16 protein-coding genes are annotated in these 17,987 nt (G+C 45.3%); 2 read left to right on the top strand and 14 right to left on the bottom strand.

All coding sequences use genetic code 11. The annotated features are described in order from the left end of the window. Nucleotides 1-29: 29 nt before the first annotated feature. Nucleotides 30-1,340: an IS1380 family transposase gene (locus LC20001_RS01915; protein WP_099267096.1), complete on the top strand. Its 1,311-nt coding sequence runs from the start codon at nt 30-32 to the stop codon at nt 1,338-1,340. A gap of 419 nt (nt 1,341-1,759) precedes the next feature. Here the strand turns inward: LC20001_RS01915 and LC20001_RS01910 are convergent, their stop codons facing one another. From LC20001_RS01910 to LC20001_RS01850, 14 genes are all read right to left on the bottom strand, one after another. Then, the gene (locus LC20001_RS01910) at nt 1,760-4,879 is read right to left on the bottom strand and encodes an AAA family ATPase (protein ID WP_010011485.1); all 3,120 of its coding nucleotides are present in this window, start codon (nt 4,877-4,879) and stop codon (nt 1,760-1,762) included. Nucleotide 4,880: 1 nt separating this feature from the next. After that, nucleotides 4,881-5,999, bottom strand: coding sequence for an exonuclease SbcCD subunit D (locus LC20001_RS01905; protein ID WP_010011483.1), 1,119 nt, complete (start codon nt 5,997-5,999; stop codon nt 4,881-4,883). A gap of 156 nt (nt 6,000-6,155) precedes the next feature. Beyond that, nucleotides 6,156-6,485 carry a hypothetical protein gene (locus LC20001_RS01900; RefSeq protein ID WP_010011482.1) on the bottom strand — a complete coding sequence of 110 codons (330 nt, stop codon included), beginning with the start codon at nt 6,483-6,485 and terminating at the stop codon, nt 6,156-6,158. Between the two features lie 167 nt (nt 6,486-6,652). Beyond that, on the bottom strand, nt 6,653-7,417 hold the full coding sequence (locus LC20001_RS01895) for a class I SAM-dependent methyltransferase (protein WP_010011481.1): 765 nt from the start codon (nt 7,415-7,417) through the stop codon (nt 6,653-6,655). Continuing rightward, the gene (locus tag LC20001_RS14355) at nt 7,411-7,581 is read right to left on the bottom strand and encodes a hypothetical protein (RefSeq protein WP_010011479.1); all 171 of its coding nucleotides are present in this window, start codon (nt 7,579-7,581) and stop codon (nt 7,411-7,413) included. The genes LC20001_RS01895 and LC20001_RS14355 overlap by 7 nt, the downstream gene beginning before the upstream one ends. Continuing rightward, nucleotides 7,581-8,255: an NAD(P)H-dependent oxidoreductase gene (locus LC20001_RS01890; RefSeq protein WP_010011478.1), complete on the bottom strand. Its 675-nt coding sequence runs from the start codon at nt 8,253-8,255 to the stop codon at nt 7,581-7,583. The genes LC20001_RS14355 and LC20001_RS01890 overlap by 1 nt, the downstream gene beginning before the upstream one ends. Before the next feature lie 165 nt (nt 8,256-8,420). Continuing rightward, nucleotides 8,421-10,097 carry an ABC1 kinase family protein gene (locus tag LC20001_RS01885; RefSeq protein WP_003678203.1) on the bottom strand — a complete coding sequence of 559 codons (1,677 nt, stop codon included), beginning with the start codon at nt 10,095-10,097 and terminating at the stop codon, nt 8,421-8,423. A 98-nt stretch (nt 10,098-10,195) separates the two neighbouring features. Next, on the bottom strand, nt 10,196-10,978 hold the full coding sequence (locus LC20001_RS01880; RefSeq protein WP_010011477.1) for an alpha/beta fold hydrolase: 783 nt from the start codon (nt 10,976-10,978) through the stop codon (nt 10,196-10,198). Then, complete coding sequence (locus LC20001_RS01875) at nt 10,978-11,616, bottom strand: malonate decarboxylase holo-ACP synthase (RefSeq protein WP_010011476.1); 639 nt, start codon at nt 11,614-11,616, stop codon at nt 10,978-10,980. The genes LC20001_RS01880 and LC20001_RS01875 overlap by 1 nt, the downstream gene beginning before the upstream one ends. Further along, nucleotides 11,604-13,271, bottom strand: a complete 1,668-nt coding sequence (gene mdcD, locus LC20001_RS01870; protein ID WP_010011474.1) for a biotin-independent malonate decarboxylase subunit beta — start codon at nt 13,269-13,271, stop codon at nt 11,604-11,606. The genes LC20001_RS01875 and mdcD overlap by 13 nt, the downstream gene beginning before the upstream one ends. Beyond that, nucleotides 13,261-13,557 (bottom strand): malonate decarboxylase subunit delta, encoded by a 297-nt coding sequence (locus LC20001_RS01865; RefSeq protein WP_029508037.1) that lies wholly within the window; start codon nt 13,555-13,557, stop codon nt 13,261-13,263. Before LC20001_RS01865 ends, mdcD begins: the two co-directional genes overlap by 11 nt. Then, a complete protein-coding gene (locus LC20001_RS01860; RefSeq protein WP_069700324.1) occupies nt 13,497-14,357 on the bottom strand; it encodes a triphosphoribosyl-dephospho-CoA synthase in 861 nt (286 codons plus the stop codon). The genes LC20001_RS01865 and LC20001_RS01860 overlap by 61 nt, the downstream gene beginning before the upstream one ends. A 1-nt stretch (nt 14,358) precedes the next feature. Further along, nucleotides 14,359-16,005: a malonate decarboxylase subunit alpha gene (gene mdcA / locus LC20001_RS01855; protein WP_010011471.1), complete on the bottom strand. Its 1,647-nt coding sequence runs from the start codon at nt 16,003-16,005 to the stop codon at nt 14,359-14,361. Beyond that, complete coding sequence (locus tag LC20001_RS01850; RefSeq protein ID WP_010011470.1) at nt 16,002-16,919, bottom strand: ACP S-malonyltransferase; 918 nt, start codon at nt 16,917-16,919, stop codon at nt 16,002-16,004. Before LC20001_RS01850 ends, mdcA begins: the two co-directional genes overlap by 4 nt. A 129-nt stretch (nt 16,920-17,048) precedes the next feature. Here LC20001_RS01850 and LC20001_RS01845 point away from each other — a divergent pair, with 129 nt between their 5' ends. Next, a complete protein-coding gene (locus LC20001_RS01845; RefSeq protein WP_010011469.1) occupies nt 17,049-17,924 on the top strand; it encodes a LysR family transcriptional regulator in 876 nt (291 codons plus the stop codon). Nucleotides 17,925-17,987 lie beyond the last annotated feature (63 nt).

Here is a 17,987-nt window from a genome sequence, read left to right as displayed (position 1 = left end):
CTATCCACCCAAAGAAAGAGGTCCTTCTCATGGCAATTTTACCGGAAAAACGAGTTAATTTCAATCCTAAATTACATATTTCGCACACTGGTGGTGAACTTTCCACTGATGCTGGGCTAGTGTTGGTCAAAGAATTAATGGCGCAACTCAATTTCACGACCTTAGCGTATCAATTAGTCCATTTTGATGACCAGCGCCATTACGCTCGTTACAGCAACTTTAGTCTACTAGAGCAGGTCGTGCTGCAGTTGATCGCCGGTTACCCGGCCGATCTAGCTGCCACCAGTTTGCGCAATGACCCCACATTTAAATTACTATTGGCACAACCGCAATTGGCCTCACAACCGTCATTATCCCGTTTTTGGCAACGCTGTGACGAGCAGACCATCACCTCATTACAAACGTTGAATCAAGCATTGCTTGACCAAGCGTGGACTGGCGCCAAGCAACAACAGCTGATCCTCGATATTGACTCGACTCACGCCGATACTCATGGTCATCAGGAAAAAACGGCCTTTAATGCGCATTACGGTACCACGGGTTACCATCCGCTGGTCGCTTTTGACGGGCAAACGGGCCACTGTTTAAAGGCTCAATTGCGCCCAGGTAATGTTTATACCAGTACGGATATTGCCCCCTTTATCACACCACTACTACAGCACTATCATCAAGTCAAACCGAACGCTGATATCTTGGTCCGCGGGGATAGTGGCTTTGCGACTCCAGAATTATACGAAACTTGTGAAGCCAACGACACTTTTTACTTGATCCGCCTGAAAGCCAATCGGCGGCTGAACCAACTGGCTGAACGTTTTGTTCAGATCAGTGATGAGCAGAATTGGACTGAGACCGAGGTCCATTATTATCGCGCGTCTTATCAAGCCCGATCATGGCCTAAGCCGCGCCAGATCTATATTAAATCAACTCGACCAGCTGGTGAATTGTTATTTCAACATGAATACCTTGTGTCCAATTTAACGAGTTTTGTCGCCGAAGATGCGTTTCAAGCCTATCATCAACGGGGCCAAATGGAAAATTATATCAAGGAAGCCAAGGCTGGCTTTTACCTGGATAAAATGACTAGCTCGCAATTTATACCAAATTATGCCCGCATGATGCTCAGTGTCCTCGCTTATAATTTAGTCAGCTTGATGCGCCAATTGTTGCCTGTACAACATCAGCGATTACAGGTTACAACCTTGCGCTTATGGCTGTTTAAAGTAGCGGGTAAGCTGGTGACCAGCGGCCGGCAACTTTATCTAAAATTAAGCCGCCACCACGTCTATCAGGATTTGTTTTATCAACTGTTAGCTCGAATCCAAGCGCTACAGTGGGGCTAAACTGGTGCAATAAATCAAAAAAAGTCGGTTCGGCCAAGGGGCAAGTATGCTCAAAATTGAGGATCAAAAATTTATCCAGCCCCATAATTTGGTAGCCTTTAGCAAAAACAGTACATCTTGGTTTGACTACACCATAGCAGCACGAGAATTGGTCCAAAATTGTGCGGTATGCCGATATTAAACCTCGTATGAATAATTCGGGTTGAATACTAATTGTTTAATTTTGTCGCTATCATATCTTTTTATCACACTATCCACCACACCATTAATTTGATTGTCGACTTATTTAAAAGTCAAACCATGCTTTAAATGGTAAGTATAATAGCGTTACTTGTCAATTCATTTTTTAATTAAATACTAACCTTTAATTAATTTTAGCACGATATTCATTGAATATTCGACTTGTTTTAATGAGAATATCAAACTTCAAAGCCAAGCTGATAACGAATATGGCTTTGACCATTTCCATTGGTGGTGACTTGCAATTGATCTGGTACCCGCTCTTGTAATTCCTTAACGTGGCTAATAATACCGATCATACGATGCTTACCTTCAACTGTTTCTAAAGTATCTAAAGCTGTTTCCAGCGCATCTTCATCTAACGAACCAAAGCCTTCATCAATAAATAAAGCCTCGATCTCGACACCACCGGATTCCTGCTGGATCACCTCACCTAGAGCTAATGCCAGCGTCAACGCGGCAATGAAACTTTCACCCCCAGACAAGGTATGCACACTGCGAATGGCACCACAATTATCATCGTAAACGTCAATTTCCAGGCCGGTATTGGTCCGGAAACTACCATTGGTCGCTCGTAATTGGAATTGATAACGATCTTGAGTCAGCTCACTGAGTCGCTGATTAGCGACACGCAACACTTCCCGCAGATAAGTTTGTAAGACAAACCGTTCCAAACTCAATTTTTGTGGTCCATCCCCGTTGGCAACTTCAGCTAATTGGGTCAATTCAGCTAGATCAGCCATTTGCTGCTTGATACCGGCAAGTTGCGTTGTGGCTTGTTGAATAACGTGTTGATCACGTTCACAGTATTCCTTTAATTGATAGTAGCTTTTTTCTTGCTCCCGCAATTTTGCTGTGGCCTGTGCTAACTGTTCTTGTAATGCTGCTAGGTCTGGTGGTGTTGTAATAGTTAATTGCGCTGCCAAACTTTGCTGACGCGTCGTCAACTGCAACCGTTGATTGTTAAAGGCTTGCAATCGCTGACGCTGCGCGTTTAATTGCGGTAATGTTGCTATTAATTGTTGTAGTTGGACCTCGGTTTTGCTTGCCGCTGCTAAGATCTGGGTCAACTCGGCTTGGCGCTGGGTCAATTGCTGGGTGACAGCAGCCAGTTGCTTGGTTTGTTCCGCTATCTGCGTTTGATTGACCAAACTAGCTTCACTTGCAGCTTGCTGTTGCTTGGTTGCTGCTGTGAGGGACTGCTCAAAAAGCGTCATTTTTTGCTGCAACTGCCTGAGTTGCTGTTGCAAAGCCGCTTGATCCGTAAAAGCTTCTGGTAATTGCTGTTGCTTATTTTGTTGTTGCGTTTTTAATTCTATCAGCTGCTGGGTTAATGCTTGACGTTGTTGCTGTTGCTGCTGTAAAGCCGCTTGATTAGCAGTTACGGCTGATTTTAACTTGGTTAATTGCGCCGCCGCCTGGTCCAATTGGCCTTGTTGCTGTTGTTTGGCAACCAATTGCTGGGCTAAGTCTTGTTGAGTTTGCGTTACGATCGCCGTTAGTTCAGTTAAATCAGTTGCGCTGGTGGTTGTCGCTTTAAGTAAAGTCGCAACGGCTGTTTGCCAAGCCGTTTGTTGTTGCTCAACATTTTCAGCGGCATTAGCGACTTGGCCTGCTAAGCGCGCTGCATTTGCCTGAGCTTGTTGCCAGGTTGTTTCCGCCGCTTGGTAGTCCTGCTCGCTGACCACCTGAGTTTGTGGCGGTGCCACGACTTGGTGTTCCACGGCGCCACAAACAGGGCAGGGTTGTCCTGGTAATAGCTCCTGCTGCAAACGGATAATTTGCGTCGCTGCCCAATCACTTTTAACTTGTAAAAAGTTTGCTTCAGCCGTGGCACTAGTCGTCTGCAAATCAGTTAACTTCACCTGCTGCTGGGCCAAATCTGTTTCCGCAATCTTTATTTGAGTGGCTTGCTGTTGCAAAGTCGTGATCTGTTGCTGTATTTGTTGCTGGGCCTGTTGTTGACTCGTCAATTCCGCTAGCTCTTGTGCCACTTTGCCGCCAGTTGCCATCAACTCATTCAGTCTAGTTTGTTCAGTGGTTAGTTGTTCTTGCTTCGTCCTGACTTGTTGTTCAACTTGTTGTGCCTGATCTGCAGCCGTAGTTGTCGCTTTAATTTTTTCGGTCAATTCAGTAACTTCCTGATAAAGCGGCAGTAAAGCTTGCCACTGATGCAATTGTGCTTGCCAGTTGGCCTGCTGCTCACTCATTGCTTGCAAATCATTCAGTCGCGTATTGGCTGCGGATAATTCAGCTTGATATTGCGGTTGTTGCTGCCGCAAAGTCGTTAAGCTCTGTTCTAACTCACGCTGCTGTTCCGTCAACTGCTGACATTGCTGCGCCAAAGGCTGAACCCCTTGCGCCCATTCCAACGCTTTAATTTGCTGTTGCAAAGCCGCCATCGCTGGTTCTTGGTCAGCTAAAGCCGCCAAAGCGACTTGATTAGCCTGCTGTTCTTGCAGCCATTTAGCTTGCTGCTGCGCTGCAGTTAAGGCAGCCTGTTGCTGCTGCTCGCTTTGCCGCGTTGCCTGCATTTGCTGTTCCGCCACAGTTACTTGGTGCGTTAGCTCTGGTAATTGTTGCTGTAAAGCGGCCAACACATCATTGGGATTTGCACTATCCGCCGCAGCCTGAAATTCTGGTAACCAAAAAGCCTGTTGTAAGATTACAGTCACTTGCTGATTAGCATTGGCAAAAGCTTTATCAGCTGTTCGCCGCTGGTCTTTTAACACTTGCGCCCAGCGCTCATAAATCTGTGTGCCAAAAAGATTCCGGAGCACTTTTTCTTTATCGTTGCTATCTGACATCAAGAATTTCCGGAACTCTCCTTGTGGCAATAAAACGATCTGGGCAAATTGATTGGCATCCAAATGAAGTAACGCTTGAATATAAGTTGCTACTTGACCTTTTTTAGTTAATTCCTGAATTTCTTTACCTTGTTGATAAACGGTCAGCGTTACTTTGGCTGGCTGATCACGATAACCGTCACCACGTTTTTTAGCTACTAATTGATCAGGTTGCCGAACGATTAGATACTCACGGTCGCGATGAGAAAACCGAAAACTAACTTGAGTCAAATCGGCTGCAGTCGCAAAATCAGAGCGCAGCATTTTGCCATCCCGCTCCTGACCGGAAGTCACTCCAAATAAGGCGTAGCATAAGCCATCAAAAATCGTTGTTTTCCCACTGCCAGTTTTACCGCTGATCAAGAATAACGGTGTTTCCTGAAATTTCGTGAAATCAATCGTCTCGTGGGCGTAGGGACCAAAATTGGTCATGATCAAACTTAAGGGCCGCATCCTACTCACCGTCCTTTTGTGCTGCTTTAAGTGCTGCCGCTGCTAATTTTTCTTGCTTAGTCGTCAAGGACTGCGTCGTCGTTTCTTGAAAAAAGTCCGCCAACAAAGCCATTGGTGATAAGGTTCGAATCTGTGGCGTTAAGGTTACAGTGACTTCGCGACCATTTTCGCGGGATAAGCTTAGTATATAGGGATAAATTTTACGCAGTTCCTGCATCACATTGGGAATAACTTTAGTATCCGTTAAATTGATCGCCAAATAATCATCCCGCTCAAGTTGGCCATAATAAGCTGGATCCGTGAGCTGCGCAAAGCTAGCGGTCACTTCGGCAACATCCCGCAGTGGCTTTAATGGTAGAAACTCAGCCTGAAATGGATCTGTATCGATCAACCAAACCCCTTTCTGCTGTTGTGCTTCCGAAACGGAAAACTTTAATGGTGAACCACTATATTTGATGCGCTCAGCATGCAGCGCCGTCTCATTGTGTAAATGGCCTAATGCTACATAATCAAAAGCTGCCAATGCATCCGTTGGTACTGCGTCTAGTCCACCAACGGTTACTTTAGTTTCCGAATCACTTTGTTGGCTACCCGCCGCAAAAAAATGGGCCACTAGGACATGTTTCTTGTCGGCTTTAAATTTTTCCTGCATCGCCGCAACGATTTTTGGCATCGCCTGCGCGATCGTCCGCAATTTATCGTCACCAAAGTATTGGCGTGCGGCAAAGGGCTCAAAATAAGGCAATAGGAAGAACTGTGTATCCGCGAGCTCAATTGGTGTAAATGCTTGTTCGAGCTTAGTATTCAAATAGAAATTGGTGGCCGTAAACCAGGGACTCCCCGTTTCCAAACGTGTCGCGCTATCATGATTACCGGAAATCGCCAGTAATGGCAGTTGTGCCGTCAAATTGATCTGTTGTAACATTTGATTGACTGTTGCCACAGCCTGTTCACTGGGCAGGGCACGATCATAAATATCACCCGCCAATACAACTGCATCCACTTTTTTTTGCTGGGCCAAGGCTAGAATCTGTTGAAAGGCATCTTCTTGTTCAGTCCATAGCTCATACCCATGCAATTTTTTGCCAATATGCCAATCAGCAGTATGTAAAAAACGCATTTGTGCACCCACTTTCTCTGCATTCGTTTTAATAATTAAACTATACCATGAAATCACGTTTCAAAGAACACATGTTTGGCTAAAAACTAATTCTACTATATAAAATAAATAGTGAGATCGCGACAAAAAATTCTGCCACAACCTCACTTTAATTACTTAATACGTATATTCATCGTAAACCAATTCGATTTGCTGCTTACGCGGTGCAAAATTGATGCTGCTGACCGGCTGCTCTAAAATCTTCGTATATTCATCTAATACATCCGTTGGCAGCGGCGTAAACATTTTTAACTCATTGACCAACTGACTAACACCAGTCATTTCCTGTAAGTCGATAAAAATTCGAACTTTTCCTAAAACGTCATTTAACAGGTCAGTTAAAACACTATTTGGTTTGCCATCCGTATCCGTCATGACAATTTGCTGAACATCAACCGGCATATGGTTGATGGTGACCATTTTTAGCACGTCAAATACCGTCATCATTTTTGCACCTCTTCCACAAAAGTGGTTAATTTTTGTATCAAAAATTCTTAATATTACGGACAGTGCGACTTAAACTTGCCAGTTCGCGGCATTAGTTTAATCACCATCGGAAAGTACGAGCTAACTAATTACTTTGCTTATATTATAGCTGCCTCACGTGAAATTAGCTACTGCAATCCGACTCGCCAGAGTAAAGTCTTGAACGCATAAGTCTGTTGTGCCGTAATCTCATCGTGTTGCGCAAACTTTTCAGTTAGCCATTGCTGGAATAGTCGCTGCTGATGTAGCGTTAATTCATCCGCCAATTCGGCTACCAACATTTCACGGGTCACTTGCTCAGTTAAATGGTAGGTAAATGTCTGCTGCCAAGGTTGATAACCGAGTTGGCGGACTGCCAGCACGTATTCAGAAAAGATGGTAGCGTCATTAGTTGGGTCCAGCACTGGCGGCAGATCTAGCAACTGCTGCAACTCAGTTGAAATACTATCCGTATGACGCACCGCCCGATTAAGAACCGCAAAATGACGTCCTAATTGACTGAATTTTTGCAACTCAGCCGGCGCCAGCGGCAACATACTGGCAAAAACAACGTCAGCTTGCGGCTGTGCCGGCAGTTGTGACCAAGCACTGTGTTGGAATTTCAAATTAGTCAGTCCAGCTTGCACAGCAGCTTGCCGCGCAAACTTCAACATTTGCTGCGAAATATCACTGATCGTCACTTGACGCGCCACACGCGCAAATGGCAAGGCAAACCGCCCCGCCCCGCCACCAACATCCAATACACTGACCCGCGGTAAAATATTTTGCTGCGTTAAATAGGCGGTTAGATCCGTTGTGATCGCTAACCGCGACTCATTTTGAGCGGCAACATAATCCGGCGCAAAATCATCCCAAAATGCTGCCGTTGCTTGATCGTCCGTCTCGTTCACCATGACTTTTCATCCCAACTACGTCCATCGATCTCACCTTGCGCTTGCGCGATCCGTTTTTCTTGCTCTAAAGCTAATTGACTTAACGCCTGAAAAAAAGCGCGCTCTTCATAGGCAGCACTATCTTGCGCCAATTGCTGGACCGTTTGATATAACCATGAATCCATTAGTCATCACCTCGCATTTGTTCGATCGTCCACCGTAACTCTTCCAGCTCATCCTGCTTAGCCGCTAGTTGCTGTTCGACCAGTGCTAACTGAGTTTTACGTTCACCAGTCGCATTGGTGATCATTTGTTGAAGTTGCTGGGCAAACCAGTGCTGCCGCTGAGTAAATGTGGCTGGCTGCGGCAACGTTAAGTATTGCTGATAGGCGATCAGTAGCGCCTGTTGTTGACTTTCCGTTTGATATCTAAACTGGTTGATCACAAATGGTGGCAACCAATGCAGCCCCGCTTTATTCGCTAGTGCTTGATAAGGCCGCAATAATTCAGCCAGCGTAAATTGTTCAGCCGCTCCTGACTGATAGTCACTAGCTTTGGTATCCGTCGTCACCACGATCCCCAGTTCTTTTCCAGCTAAGCCCTGTTCGTGGAGCACAAATTTACTAGTTAACACTTGATCCTGCCAAGCTTTCAATATTGCCGGTGCGCTATACCAATAAAGTGGAAATTGCCAAATAATTCGCTCAGCGGCACGTAATTTAACTTGCTCGGTGGCAACATTAAAATCTGTACTCAGCGGCTGCCAGTCGGCGGCCACTAATTCGGCCCCACGCCGTAAAAATTGTTGCGTCCCGGAACTGGCTAATTCTGGATGAGCCACAATAATTAAAGTTCGCATCCACTCACCTCATCTCTAGAATATTTACCCTAACTATAACAAAAAATCGCGCCATTAAGCGCGCTTTTGCCTGTTGCTAATCAATTTCTAAATCATGGTTGCACTGACCGTAAAGTCTAGTGCCAACTAAATCAAACCTGCTACAACGTAAGCACCAAAAGACTATCATTTATGACGCCAACGTTGGTAGCGGCGATATAAACTACTGATCACTAACCCGATAATCACCAGCAGTGCGGCGCTATAGCCAATTACCCCTAAGCGGGCGATCAAGTCGTTGGCTTCCCGGGCTTGAACCAACAATGAAGAGCCTATGATCACCGCCGCTAAAATAATGGCAATCACCAAACGATTGACAATATTTTCCAAGCGATCCAATAATGTATCCCGCTGCTTTAGCTCTAGGTTAACTTTAGCCCCACCGCGCTCAAACACGTCAAGCGCGCTAAGTAATTTCACCGGTAGCTGGGGCGCTGTTTTCGCGAATTGCCATAACTTAACTACACTAGCTTCCGTTTCTTGGCGCCAATCAAAGTGTTGCTGGAAATAATCGCGGGCAAAGTGACGGGCCACCGTTAGCATTGATAAATCAGGATCTAGCTGGGCAATTGTGCCTTCCAACACACCAAACGCCTTAAGTAGCAACGTCACTTCAGGTTTCATCTGTAATTGATTAGCGCGACATAGTTGAATGACTGCATACAACAAAGCCTCAAAATCAATTTCACCTAAGCCAGCGTTGAAATAAGGTTGCATAAACGCACCTAATTGCTGATAAAAGCTTTCCTCATCCACAGTGCCTGTTCGATTACAGATTGCCAGTAAGGCTTGGCCAATTTGGCGACTATCTTTGCCGGTGATCGCGATCACGACATTAGCTAAGCTCGTGATCATTGCTGGGGCTAGTTGGCCCATCATACCAAAATCCAGATAGACTAACCGGTATGGTGGTAAGGTTTCGGTTTGCGTAGCCGTAAAGTCAGCGCGCTGAAAAGCACGCTTAACCTTAGTTACTGGTGGCAACTCCTCAGTGGTCAATAGAATATTGCCTGGATGCGGATCGGCGTGAAAAAAGCCGTCCGTAAAGACCTGCTTTAAAAAGTTCTGCACCAATGTTTGGGCGAGATAATGCCGCTGCTCAGTTGGCATATCCGCTAAAAAACTAGTGATTCGCTTGCCGGGCATGGTTTGATTAACTAGCACCGTCCCTTGCGAAAGCGCAGTATCGACCTGGGGCACACGAATAATATCCCAGCCATTATTTAATTCGTAGAACCGCTGGCCGTTTTCCACTTCCAATGCGGTGTTTAATTCGTTAAACAAGGCCCGTTTGATTTCGCGAAACATCGCTTGCGGGTCGATCACACTGGCCTCCGGTACAAATTTCAGTAAGCTGATTGCTTTTTGAAATAGTGCTAGATCGGTAATAATATCAGCCCGAATGTGCGGATGTTGGACTTTAACCACCACCTGCTGGCCCGCCTTAGTGACTGCATGATGGGCTTGCCCCATCGACGCTGACGCAAACGCCTGTTGATCAAATTGCTGATACTGCTCGGTTAACTTTTTACCTGTTTGGGCTTCGATCGTCGCCTTAACCACCGTAAAATCATCAGCCGGCACTTGATCCTGCAATCCCTTGAGCACATGAGCAAATTCAGGTGTGATCAAATCGGTGCGGGTCGATAGCATTTGCCCAACCTTAATAAAAGTCGGCCCCAGCTCGGTAAAAGCCTGCCGTACCTGTTCCGGATGGGTTTGATGAGTAAAATTACGTAGTACATTATATTGACGTAGCACCTTAATAATTTGCCATAAGCGCGCTCGTTTACGTGGCTTCATCGCTAACACCGCCCTTTTGTCTCTATATTAGCATAAAAGACCAGTGAACAAATTAAAATAACTAATGAAAAAAGAAGATCAGCTTTTGCTGGTCTTCTTTAACAAGTTTGACGTAAGAAATGTCTTAATGTTTGATTGAATGCTGCCGGTACTTCAGCCATAATATCATGCCCACAATCCGCAATCGTCACTGCCTGAATCTTTGCATTAAGTGCGGCGGCCCACTTACCAAAGCCACTGGCAAAATATGGGCTTTGCTGTGCACTGATGAACAGTGTTGGTACCTGTTCAATCTGAACTTGTGCGCGCCAATCGGCTTGAAAATGAGTTTCCAGTAACATGTGAGCTTGTTGCCGCTTGAACGGTGCCTTAAGCTGCGCGCTGATCAGAGGCCGCATCACCTCAGGAACCAACCCATGCAAGGTTTCGTGTCCGCGTGCCTGCGTTAAATATTTTTGGTAATTACTGGCTGTCGCATCACAAAAACCAAACTGCCAATCAGCTGCATTAAGCATTTTAGGTGACTGATCCACGATCACTTGTGCTTGTGGCACTAACTGTGGAAAATCAGCCCGCAACGCCCACAAGACACTGGCCCCCATCGAATGCGCAACGATTACCGGACGCGTAACGTTCAAACTGGACCATAGATCGGCTAAATCACAGGCTAAAGTTGCTATGCTAGCAGCGTAACCACCGCTTGAACCACCCTGACCGCGATAATTAAAACGAATCGTTTGGTAACCGTTAGCCAGCAATGGCCTTAGTTGGGCGGTCCAAATTTCTAAATAACCACCAAAACCATTGAGAAAAATGATTGGCCGCCTTTGACCCTGAATATCAACAACTAGTTCTGTTCCATCGGCTAAATGATGTTTCATTAGTCACACCGCTCTTGAATAAAAGTCCACGGGTCATGAACCAATTGTGGTCCCTGATTAGATTTAACTAAAATTTCCGTGCTGCGCTGCATCCCGTATTCCTCTAGTGAAAAGCCATATTCATCAGCGACTACTTGAATATCAACGTGTTGGCTCATTTGCTTTAAAGTAGTGACTAGCTGCTTGGCCGTTGCTGGCGTCATTTTTTTGGGTGGCAACGTCATGATCACATCCACATCGCTAGCTGCACGAGCCATCGGTAAACCAGTAACTAATTCATATTGTAAACTACCACCGACACCCCACTGATAATCAGCTAAAAGCGGCGTGATCTGCCGTAAGGTTTGAAAAGCAGCTAAAGTTTGTCTAGTCGCAGCCAGTTGTGGTAAGTATTTTAGCGCCGCCTGTGGCGTAATTACTTGTTGCCATGCGCCTAGCGGCAGCCAAGCAGCGAAGCGTTGATTTTTCTGATAACCGCGAATACCAATCGGAATCTGTGTATCTTGCTGACCACGTCGGACAATGACGTATGGTGCTTGCGCCAACATATCCGTTACCCATTCTGGTAAGTCACCAGTGAAAATCAAGTCGGTTACCGTTTTTAATTTAAGCAGCGTATGTGGCGCTATCCGTTCCATTGTTCATCCATCAGCTGACGGACTTGATTAGTCGCCACCCGGCCGCTTTGTTTAGCAATTGAATTCGTATAGCGGAAACTCATATCTGCAGGTACGTCATCTAAGCTAGCTAAAGCTTCAGCAATAACCGCTTGAATCGTGGCAATAGCTTTAGGATCATCATCATAGCCCTTTACACCAGGAACTAATTGATACAGTGCGCCTAGTTTTTGATAATTTTTAATATCGTAAGCCATTGCGGGAACGTGCTTCGTTGCTTCTTCTAATTCTTCGATCGTCCGTTGTGTGATTCGTGCGGCGCTTGCTTTACTCATCGCTTGAATCGTAATCGCTAAATCATCCAATGCAATCAATCGATTAGATTGCAAACCATGTGCCAAAAAGCCACCGGAAACCGCATCGCCAGGAATAAAGGCAACGACTTTGTGTCCTGCTTGCCGTGCACGGGCATAAGCACTAACGCTAGAGGCTAATGCCATGTGGATCCCGATCAATTCTTCTTTATAACCGTATGCTTGGCTAGGAACATCAACGATCAACACTAATGGTGTCTTGTTTGCCTTGGCTTGATCCGCCTTGATCAAGTCATTGACTACTGACGCGACAGTATAGCCTTCAAGTAACCCAACTTCACCTTCACGTACACGCGGGAAACGATTTTGTGCATCAGGTACAATGGCAATATACTCACGGCCATCGGCTTGAGCATGCAATACTGTTGCAACCTCACTTTGAGCGTTTTTAATACCCGTTAATTGTTCAAACCATAAGCGGCCACGACTCTTGGTGCCAGCAACAGCACTTGATTTTGCCGCAGCCAAGTGATGTTCTGTTACCTTAACTTGGTGATAAAGGTCACGATAGCCGGCAATATCCAGTGGTTGACTAGGATCAAGTTGATCCAATAATGATAGATAAAAATCAACTTGCTGATCGCGGTGACTATCTTTTTTCTCGTCAATAGCCGCGATAATCGCTTGTTTAAATGCAGTCACGTCATCAGCTACAACTTCATCAATAATGCCTGTTGCTTGCCGTTCCGTGGTTCCCAAGGTATTCCAGATCAAATCTTTATCACTTGAGTCGAATTCCTGAACCCCAGCTTCTTGTTCGATTACTTCAGGGCCATTTAAACCAATACGCGCACGGTTGGTTCCAATAACATAAGACAACAGCGCGTTAGTGATCGACATGCCACCAAAAGAACCTACCCGGCCAGGAACTAAGCCGATCACGGGAACAAACTGTTTCAACGCAATGATCACATTTTGAATTTCGGAAATCGATAGTAAACCATAGTTAGCCTCTTGCAGCCGAACACCACCAGTATCTAAAATCAAAACCGGATAGATCGTATTGCCAGCCTGATTATCAGCTAAAGCATGTTCCAGCGCAGCAACAATTTTAGCCCCGCTGACTTCACCGATACCGCCGCCTTGAAATGCGCCTTCAATTGCAATGACTACAGCAGCTTTCCCAGCTAATTGGCCTTTCATAATAACGACCCCGTCATCGCTTTCTGGAACAATATTCTGGGGTTCCAAATGCGGTGAGATCATATCGGCAAATGGATCGATCAATTCACGCGTCGTACCTGCGTCCAATAACGCTAGTGCACGTTGCCGTGCATGTAATTCAACAAAACTATTGTTCATCATTCAACGCCTCCATTGCTTGAGTTAATCGCAAATTAACGACACCCGGTGTGGCCCCAAAATCATTGATTTCAAAGTCAGCCTGTAGTGGATAACGGGCAAAAAAGCGTTGTAAAACATGTTCCCACGTATCATGAAAGCCATCACTACCGGTAACAATATTTAATTCAGCATCTTTAGTTGTTGGCCGCATAATAACCTCCAAGTCCCCAGACGCAACCACACCTACATGGACAGGGTGGCTGATAGGTTCTGTGGCTTTAAATGTGAAATGTAATTTTTCCATGATGATTCATGCTCCTCTCGATAAATATTGATCCAAGTTAAAAATCTGATTGCCGCAAATAGATCTGCACTGCCACCAGGTGAAATATTCATTTTTAAAGTAAAACGATCTAACTCACGTAACCGAGAATTGGCCAGCACCGGCTGTTCATCGGCAACGATCTGTTGTGCTTGCTTTTGAAAATTACGTAACGTTGCCAAGTCAGCGCGATGAACAATGTTCGTATCATCAACAGTCGCATAAAGTTGCAACAGTACCCTTAACCAATCATCCTGACTATTTAAAGGCCATTGTAGCAAGGGGGCAATGTGCGGAAAAGCTTGTTGCGCTTCCGCCTTAGCACCGCCTAATCCATACTTCTGCTGAGCTTGTTCACCGTAGGACTTTTTTGGTGCAACCAATTTTTCATCAGGTAAACTAGCCAAGGCAGCCGCTCCAGTAAGAATATCTGCTAACGCAGCATCTGGTGTGATCGCGAGGCTACTGACTAATAACCCCAAGGTCCAAATAGCTCCTTTGTGTGTATTGACACCATTAGTCGTCTGATACATAGTTGCTTCAGCCTGCCGACCTAAAGCGCCAATCTTCGTTCGTAATGAACGATCGAGCGTTGCGCCACTCGACACCTGTACGATGCTTTCAAAATACGAAGATAAACTAGTGGCAGAACGTCTAAATAAAGTCACATCCATGTCCTGATGGGCACCATTTGAAACGGCGTCAACCAAACCTGGTTTAGGGGTAAAATTGGCCTCCCATTTTAATGCGGCAACAGCTAGTTCTGCAATACTGTTCATCATTTTATGACCAACTACGGAACTTCGCTGGCGGATTATAAAGTCCTTTTGACCACTTAACTAAATCAGCCATGTTTTGTGCTGCTAATAATGACCGCTTAGCATCATTCCGCCGAACACCTAAATCTTCTGGTAAAGCAACGATGCCGCGCGCACGGAGATCCTTTAATGTATCTGGATCACTACGTAACCCAATTGGTGTCACCCCAGCGATAGCTTCGATTGCCGCTTGCCGTTCAGCCATACTATCGGTTTTATATAGGTAAGCAATGCCTTCTTCGGTTACGATATGTGTGGTATCTTCGCTGTAGATCATAACTGGCACATTAGCTAGTTTGGCTTCTTTACGAACTTCTTCTGCATCCAAATGATCAACAAATACTGGCCGTTTATTGGCACCGTATGTCTCCACCATCTGGACAACTAGTTTTTGACCACGTGCCAAAGGATCATCCGCTGGCTTTAGACTTTGCCAGGCTGGTGTTGAATGACGACGACCAGTTGGGTTGCTCCCCATATTTGGTGCACCACCAAAACCAGATAAACGACCATTAGTAACCGTTGATGAGTTCCCAAATTGATCCAGTTGCAAAGTTGAGCCTACAAACATATCCAAGGCATACTGACCAGCCATTTGACCAAAAGCACGGTTAGAGCGCATGGTTCCATCTTTGCCGACAAAGAAAACGTCTGGGCGTGCGGCAATGTATTTTTCCATCCCCACTTCGCCACCAAAACTGTGGATCGATTGAACCCAGCCGCTTTCGATTGCGGGGATCAAAGTTGGTGTAGGGTTGACTTCCCAGTTAGGCACGATTTTCCCTTTCAAACCTAATTGTTCACCATAAGTGGGCAATAACAGTTCGATCGCAGCGGTATTAAACCCGACACCATGATTGACTGATTGCACGTTATGTTTCTCATAGATTCCGCGGATCGCCATCATCCCCATCAAAATTTGGATCTCAGTAATATTTTGTGGATCACGAGTAAATAGCGGTTCTAACTGATAAGGTTCGTCAGCCGGAATAACCACATCGACCCAGTCCCCAGGAATATCAACGCGCGGTAATTGATCCACAATCTCATTGGCTTGAACGATAACAATACCATCTTTAAAGGCAGCTGATTCAACGATCACTGGTGTTTCTTCAGTATTATACCCAGTGTAAAGGTTGCCTTGGTGATCCGCTTTATCAGCAGCGACTAAGACAACATTCGGAATTAAATCAACAAATAAACGCGCATAAAGTTCCAAATAAGTATGAATATCGCCGACCTTTAAACTACCATCAGCGATCATTTGTGAAACTCGGGTACTTTGTGGTCCAGCAAATGAAAAGTCCATCTTACTGGCAATACCGTCTTCAAAAATATCTAAATGTTCTGGTCGCGAAATACTGCTCATGATCATATGCAGATCATGAACTTTTTCTGGATCAACTGCCGCCAACGTTTTGGATAAAAAGCTGGCTTGCTTTTGATTGTCACCTTCCAGAACCACCTTGTCACCACTACTGATCAATGTTTCTAAAATTTGTGTTGCAGCTTCAGTCTTGGCAAACTTGCCATCAAGTAAATTAGCGACATTGGCTAATTTAGCGGCTTTAGCTTGGCGATGACTTGCCCAATTTCGTTCTGAATCACTCATAAATTAGAACCTCTTTCCCATTTTTCTAATAAGTAATGTATATCTGCCTTGGAAAACTGCGCCAAGTAGAGTTGGTGCTGCTCGTCGAATTTTTGTGCTAACACTTGTTTGAAAGGATGTCCCGGTGCAAAATTAATAATGACATCTGGCGCGTAGTTCGTTGCAACGGCCATCATCGACTCAAAATAAACTGGATGCACTAGATTATCACCTAGATCACGGCGCACAGGAATGATCTGCCTGGCGGCGTGCCCATTGTCATTAGCTAGATAAATACCGTGCGGACGATTAAAAGTGACCTTGGCTAAACTTTGTTGCAATTTTTCTGCAACATCGTGCATTAATGGCGAATGCGAGGGTACTGGCACGTTCAAGCGCAATGCCTTAGCCGCACCTTGGGCTTTGGCTAGTTCTAACACTTGATCGATTGCTACTAAATGACCGGATAAGGCAACTTGGTCCTCAGCATTTTGGTTTGAGACAAAAACGGGCTTTGCGGTAGTCGTGACTTGTGCCACTAACTGGGTAACCTCCGCACGCGTTAAACCCACAATAACGCCCATACCATAGCCTACAGGATAGGCTTGCTGCATCAATTCAGCGCGTTGCTTAACGATTTTGAATAAATCATCTAATGCTAAACAATCTAAAGCATAGGCGGCCGCAAAAACACCTAACGAATGCCCCGCCGCCAAGCGTGGCCGAAAGCCCATTTTTTGGATCATTTGCACTTGGGCAACTTGCAGCAACGTAATGCTAACTTGTAGTTGCACTGAATCCGCGTAGCCGGCCGTCGTATCTAGCAACGGTAAGTCTAGCAATGTTTCTACATGCTGACGCAATGCTGCTGGTACCTGCTTAAGCATCCCCGCGTATTGGCCACCTTGACCAGGAAAAATCCATAGCGCATCCATGTTTGTTCCTTCCTTCTGACGAAACAGTCTAATCAGTCTCACAAGCTTAATGTAACGCGAATTAATTCTGATGTATAATGAATTATATTAATAAATAATAACCATTAGTTATTAAAGTGGGGAATCCAAATGAATATTGCACAATTACAAGGCTTTGTTTTCGCTGCCCAAACTGACAGTATTACCCAAGCCGCTAAATTAGCCTATATCAGTCAACCAGCTATGACCAAATTAATTCATCAACTGGAAAAAGAACTAGGTGTACAACTTTTTGACCGTACTGGCCGCACCATTCAATTAAATGCTCAAGGTCAGCTCTTCTTCTCTTACGTCACCACTGTGCTTGACCAACTGCAAAAAGGCATCGATGCCGTCACGACTAAAACAACTAACAAACTAAAGCCAATTCGCCTTTTAGTCGAAGTTGCCTCGTCACTAATTCCCGAAATCATCCACATCATTCAACAACACTTTCCGGCAGCACCAGTTCAGCTCACTCAACGTATCAGTACGCTCAGCGAACCGCGCCAATTTGACTTTATTATCTCCAGCCGGCAACCACAGCTCGACCGTACCGCCATTCCGTTGCTAAATGAAGAAATTCTTGTTGGTAGCGCCCAGCAGCAGTTTAAATCGCAATACGTTACGCCAGCCGAGCTACAACGATTACCAGTGATTGGTTTGGGGCGGCACAATCCCCTACGTGATACAGTTGATAGTTACTTCGAAGCCTTAGACATTCATTTAAACTACCAGTATGAAGCCGACGATCCCGCGACAATTCGCGAATTATTATTAAGCGGCGCTGGCATTGGCTTCATTCCCGCAGTCACGTGGCAAAAGGTCGGCCGGCAATTGCACCTAGCGCGCATCATTTCGAATCCACCATTTCGCACCATTTACTTAACGGAAAATCAACAAACAGAATCCAACGTTGCACGAATTGTTGCCAACGCGCTAGTTGAACTATTTGTTGCCGAACGCAAACGTTCACTTAAAATTTAGCTTGCTTCTTTTGAGATTATTTGTTAGATTGAATGCGAAACGTACTGCCTAATCGGTCTCACA

The organism is Loigolactobacillus coryniformis subsp. coryniformis KCTC 3167 = DSM 20001 (genome assembly GCF_002706425.1).
GTDB classification, from domain to species: Bacteria; Bacillota; Bacilli; order Lactobacillales; family Lactobacillaceae; genus Loigolactobacillus; species Loigolactobacillus coryniformis.
Note: the sequence above shows the minus strand (reverse complement) of the source record. Positions and strands in the feature narration are given on the sequence as shown.